Here is a 5,559-nt window from a genome sequence, read left to right as displayed (position 1 = left end):
CGGCGTAGAGTTGGACATCCAGCCAGTGACGGAGCCCGTGAGGGTCGAGTTTCTGCGCGTCCGCTCCTTGAGAACTCAACAGCGTGCCGAAAGTCAGTGCCAAGTAATACCCCGTGTCAGGGCTTTGTGCTCCTGGCAGGGATTCCTTTGGTTGATTGATATCGAGAGTGCTAGCTCTCGGTTCTCAGCTGCGATCAAATCATCTACGGAGAGTTTGATCCTGGCTCAGGACGAACGCTGGCGGCGTGCTTAACACATGCAAGTCGAACGGTGAACTCGCTTCGGTGGGGGATCAGTGGCGAACGGGTGAGTAACACGTGGGCAACTTGCCCTCAGCTCTGGGATAACTCCAAGAAATTGGGGCTAATACCGGATATGACCGCTGACCGCATGGTCTGGTGGTGGAAAGATTTATCGGCTGAGGATGGGCCCGCGGCCTATCAGCTTGTTGGTGGGGTCACGGCCTACCAAGGCGACGACGGGTAGCCGGCCTGAGAGGGTGACCGGCCACACTGGGACTGAGACACGGCCCAGACTCCTACGGGAGGCAGCAGTGGGGAATATTGCGCAATGGGCGAAAGCCTGACGCAGCGACGCCGCGTGGGGGATGACGGCCTTCGGGTTGTAAACCTCTTTCAGCAGGGACGAAGCGAAAGTGACGGTACCTGCAGAAGAAGCACCGGCCAACTACGTGCCAGCAGCCGCGGTAATACGTAGGGTGCAAGCGTTGTCCGGAATTATTGGGCGTAAAGAGCTCGTAGGCGGTTTGTTGCGTCGGCTGTGAAATCCCGAGGCTCAACCTCGGGTCTGCAGTCGATACGAGCAAACTAGAGTGTTGCAGGGGAGACTGGAATTCCTGGTGTAGCGGTGAAATGCGCAGATATCAGGAGGAACACCGGTGGCGAAGGCGGGTCTCTGGGCAACAACTGACGCTGAGGAGCGAAAGCGTGGGGAGCGAACAGGATTAGATACCCTGGTAGTCCACGCCGTAAACGTTGGGCGCTAGGTGTGGGGCTCATTCCACGAGTTCCGTGCCGCAGCTAACGCATTAAGCGCCCCGCCTGGGGAGTACGGCCGCAAGGCTAAAACTCAAAGGAATTGACGGGGGCCCGCACAAGCGGCGGAGCATGTTGCTTAATTCGATGCAACGCGAAGAACCTTACCTAGGCTTGACATGCACGGAAATCCTCCAGAGATGGTGGGTCCGTAAGGGCCGTGCACAGGTGGTGCATGGTTGTCGTCAGCTCGTGTCGTGAGATGTTGGGTTAAGTCCCGCAACGAGCGCAACCCTCGTTCTATGTTGCCAGCACGTAATGGTGGGGACTCATAGGAGACTGCCGGGGTCAACTCGGAGGAAGGTGGGGATGACGTCAAATCATCATGCCCCTTATGTCTAGGGCTGCAAACATGCTACAATGGCCGGTACAAAGGGCTGCGATACCGCGAGGTGGAGCGAATCCCAAAAAGCCGGTCTCAGTTCGGATTGGGGTCTGCAACTCGACCCCATGAAGTTGGAGTCGCTAGTAATCGCAGATCAGCAACGCTGCGGTGAATACGTTCCCGGGCCTTGTACACACCGCCCGTCACGTCACGAAAGTCGGTAACGCCCGAAGCCGGTGGCCCAACCCTTGTGGAGGGAGCCGTCGAAGGCGGGATCGGCGATTGGGACGAAGTCGTAACAAGGTAGCCGTACCGGAAGGTGCGGCTGGATCACCTCCTTTCTAAGGAGCACTTCACCGCTTCCCTCGTGGGAGTGGTGCAGAGCCGCGCCAGGACATGACGGGCCGTCACTCATGACGGTCCGCTAGTTGCCTGGGTGGTGCTCGAGGGTGGAACGCTGACCAGTTCGGCCGGCAGCTCTTGCTGCTCCTAGTACGGCCCGGTGTCTCTTCGGAGGTGCTGTGGTGGGGAACGGGGTGGGAGGGGTGGAGCCGGTCGTAGGCACGCTGTTGGGTCCTGAGGGAACGGGCCGCCGAGAAGTTTCGGTGTCTGGTCTCTTGTGTCAGGGCCACCTGGATCTCATACCGCTGATCTGCCTGAGGGCTGGATTGGGTTTGGTGGGGTCAGTGTGGGTGGTGACTGGTCGTACGTTGAGAACTGCACAGTGGACGCGAGCATCTTCTGACTCTGATTAGCAGAGTTTGTTTGTAGGCCCGCTCATCTTGTCCTTCCGGGCGGGGTGGGTGGGATTTTTGTGTGGCCAAGTTGTTAAGGGCACACGGTGGATGCCTGGGCACCAGGAGCCGATGAAGGACGTAGGAGGCTGCGATAAGCCTCGGGGAGCTGTCAACCGAGCGTTGATCCGAGGATTTCCGAATGGGGGAACCCCGCACCAGTCATGTGGTGTGACCCGCGCCTGAACACATAGGGCGTGTGGAGGGAACGTGGGGAAGTGAAACATCTCAGTACCCACAGGAAGAGAAAACAACCGTGATTCCGTGAGTAGTGGCGAGCGAAAGCGGATGAGGCTAAACCGATCGCATGTGATAGCCGGCAGGCGTTGTGTGGTCGGGGTCGTGGGACAGTTCAGTTGCCTCTGCCGAGGTGGCAGGAAGTCATAAAAGTCTGTGTTAGTGGAAGGCCTCTGGAAGGGGTCGCCGTAGAGGGTGAGAGCCCCGTACACGAAAACTCAGACTCTTCCGAGCTTGTTCCCAAGTAGCACCGAGCCCGTGAAATTCGGTGTGAATCTGGCGGGACCACCCGCTAAGCCTAAATACTTCCTGGTGACCGATAGCGGACTAGTACCGTGAGGGAAAGGTGAAAAGTACCCCGGGAGGGGAGTGAAATAGTACCTGAAACCGTGTGCCTACAAGCCGTGAGAGCCTTAGGACCTTCGGGTTCGGGGTGATTGCGTGCCTTTTGAAGAATGAGCCTGCGAGTTAGTGGTACGTGGCGAGGTTAACCCGTGTGGGGAAGCCGTAGCGAAAGCGAGTCCGAACAGGGCGACATAGTCGCGTGCCCTAGACCCGAAGCCGAGTGATCTACCCATGGCCAGGTTGAAGCGCGGGTAAGACCGCGTGGAGGACCGAACCCACCAGGGTTGAAAACCTGGGGGATGAGCTGTGGGTAGGGGTGAAAGGCCAATCAAACTCGGTGATAGCTGGTTCTCCCCGAAATGCATTTAGGTGCAGCGTCACGTGTTTCTTGCCGGAGGTAGAGCACTGGATGGCTAATGGGCCCCACAAGGTTACTGACGTCAACCAAACTCCGAATGCCGGTAAGTGAGAGCGTGGCAGTGAGACTGCGGGCGATAAGGTTCGTAGTCGAGAGGGAAACAGCCCAGATCATCGGCTAAGGCCCCTAAGCGTGTGCTAAGTGGAAAAGGATGTGGGATCGCAGAGACAACCAGGAGGTTGGCTTAGAAGCAGCCACCCTTGAAAGAGTGCGTAATAGCTCACTGGTCAAGTGGTTCCGCGCCGACAATGTAGCGGGGCTCAAGCACACCGCCGAAGCCGTGGCATTCACACGTAGCCCGCCGGTCCCCTTGAGGGTCCGGCCAGGTGTGTGGATGGGTAGGGGAGCGTCGTGTGGCGGTTGAAGCGGCGGAGTGATCCAGCCGTGGACGCCACACGAGTGAGAATGCAGGCATGAGTAGCGAGAGGGGAGTGAGAACCTCCCCCGCCGGAAGACCAAGGGTTCCTGGGCCAGGCTAATCCGCCCAGGGTGAGTCGGGACCTAAGGCGAGGCCGACAGGCGTAGTCGATGGACAACGGGTTGATATTCCCGTACCCGCGAAGGAACGCCCATGCTGAACCCAGCGATGCTAACCGCCCGAACACCCGTGCCGGCTCTTTCGAGGGTCGTTTCGGGGACTAACGCGGGACCCGGACTGGTAGTAGGCAAGCGATGGGGTGACGCAGGAAGGTAGTCCTACCGGTGAGTGGTAGTACCGGTGCAAGGGTGTGGCCCGTGGGGTAGGTAAATCCGTCCCACATACAGGGTGAGGCCTGACGCATAGCCGAATGAGGCGAATTGGATGATCCTATGCTGCCGAGAAAAGCCTCTAGCGAGTTCCGAGCGGCCCGTACCCCAAACCAACTCAGGTGGTCAGGTAGAGAATACCGAGGCGATCGAGCGAACTGTGGTTAAGGAACTCGGCAAAATGCCCCCGTAACTTCGGGAGAAGGGGGGCCATCTGCTGTGAACCGCCTTGCGCGGGGTAGCGGTGGGTGGTCGCAGAGACCAGTGAGAAGCGACTGTTTACTAAAAACACAGGTCCGTGCGAAGTCGTAAGACGATGTATACGGACTGACGCCTGCCCGGTGCTGGAACGTTAAGGGGACGGGTTAGCCGCAAGGCGAAGCTCAGAACTCAAGCGCCAGTAAACGGCGGTGGTAACTATAACCATCCTAAGGTAGCGAAATTCCTTGTCGGGTAAGTTCCGACCTGCACGAATGGCGTAACGACTTCTCAGCTGTCTCAACCACAGGCTCGGCGAAATTGCAGTACGAGTAAAGATGCTCGTTACGCGCGGCAGGACGGAAAGACCCCGGGACCTTTACTATAGCTTGATATTGGTGTTCGGTTCGGCTTGTGTAGGATAGGTGGGAGACTGCGAAGCGGGCACGCCAGTGTTCGTGGAGTCGCCGTTGAAATACCACTCTGGTCGAATTGGATGTCTAACCTCGGTCCGTGATCCGGATCAGGGACAGTGTCAGGTGGGTAGTTTAACTGGGGCGGTTGCCTCCCAAAATGTAACGGAGGCGCCCAAAGGTTCCCTCAGCCTGGTTGGCAATCAGGTGTCGAGTGCAAGTGCACAAGGGAGCTTGACTGTGAGACCGACGGGTCGAGCAGGAGCGAAAGCTGGGACTAGTGACCCGGCACTGGCATGTGGAAGCGGTGTCGCTCAACGGATAAAAGGTACCCCGGGGATAACAGGCTGATCTTCCCCAAGAGTCCATATCGACGGGATGGTTTGGCACCTCGATGTCGGCTCGTCGCATCCTGGGGCTGGAGTAGGTCCCAAGGGTTGGGCTGTTCGCCCATTAAAGCGGTACGCGAGCTGGGTTTAGAACGTCGTGAGACAGTTCGGTCCCTATCCGCCGTGCGCGTAAGAGACTTGAGAAGAGCTGTCCCTAGTACGAGAGGACCGGGACGGACGAACCTCTGGTGTGCCAGTTGTACCGCCAGGTGCACTGCTGGTTAGCTACGTTCGGCAGGGATAACCGCTGAAAGCATCTAAGCGGGAAGCTCGCTTCAAGATGAGGTCTCTCACCGGGTTAACCGGGTAAGGCCCCCGCCCAGACCAGCGGGTTGATAGGCCGGAAGTGGAAGCACTGCAAGGTGTGGAGCTGACCGGTACTAACAGGCCGAGGGCTTGACCACACACACCTACCTACAGGTCTGCTGGTCTGAGTCAGATAAACAAGATTGTCACGCGTCCACTGTGCGGTTCTGAACGCACGAACCAGTCGATTGGTTCGTACATGTTCACAGAGTTACGGCGGCCATGGCGAGAGGGAAACGCCCGGCAACATTCCGAACCCGGAAGCTAAGCCTCTCAGCGCCGATGGTACTGCCCTGGAGACGGGGTGGGAGAGTAGGACGCCGCCGGACAAC

General features: G+C 58.4%; 3 rRNA genes. All 3 read left to right on the top strand.

From position 1 onward, the window contains the following. Positions 1 to 202: 202 nt before the first annotated feature. Positions 203 to 1,721: ribosomal RNA gene (locus LBW97_RS19645) — 16S ribosomal RNA — on the top strand. A 477-nt stretch (positions 1,722 to 2,198) separates the two neighbouring features. Beyond that, positions 2,199 to 5,325, top strand: a 23S ribosomal RNA gene (locus LBW97_RS19640). 114 nt (positions 5,326 to 5,439) lie between these two features. Continuing rightward, positions 5,440 to 5,556, top strand: a 5S ribosomal RNA gene (rrf, locus tag LBW97_RS19635). The 16S, 23S and 5S rRNA genes sit together here, the layout of an rRNA operon. Positions 5,557 to 5,559 lie beyond the last annotated feature (3 nt).

This window comes from Blastococcus sp. LR1 (assembly GCF_020166105.1).
Classification (GTDB): Bacteria; Actinomycetota; Actinomycetes; order Mycobacteriales; family Geodermatophilaceae; genus Blastococcus.
This window is presented reverse-complemented; position numbering and strand designations above follow the sequence as displayed.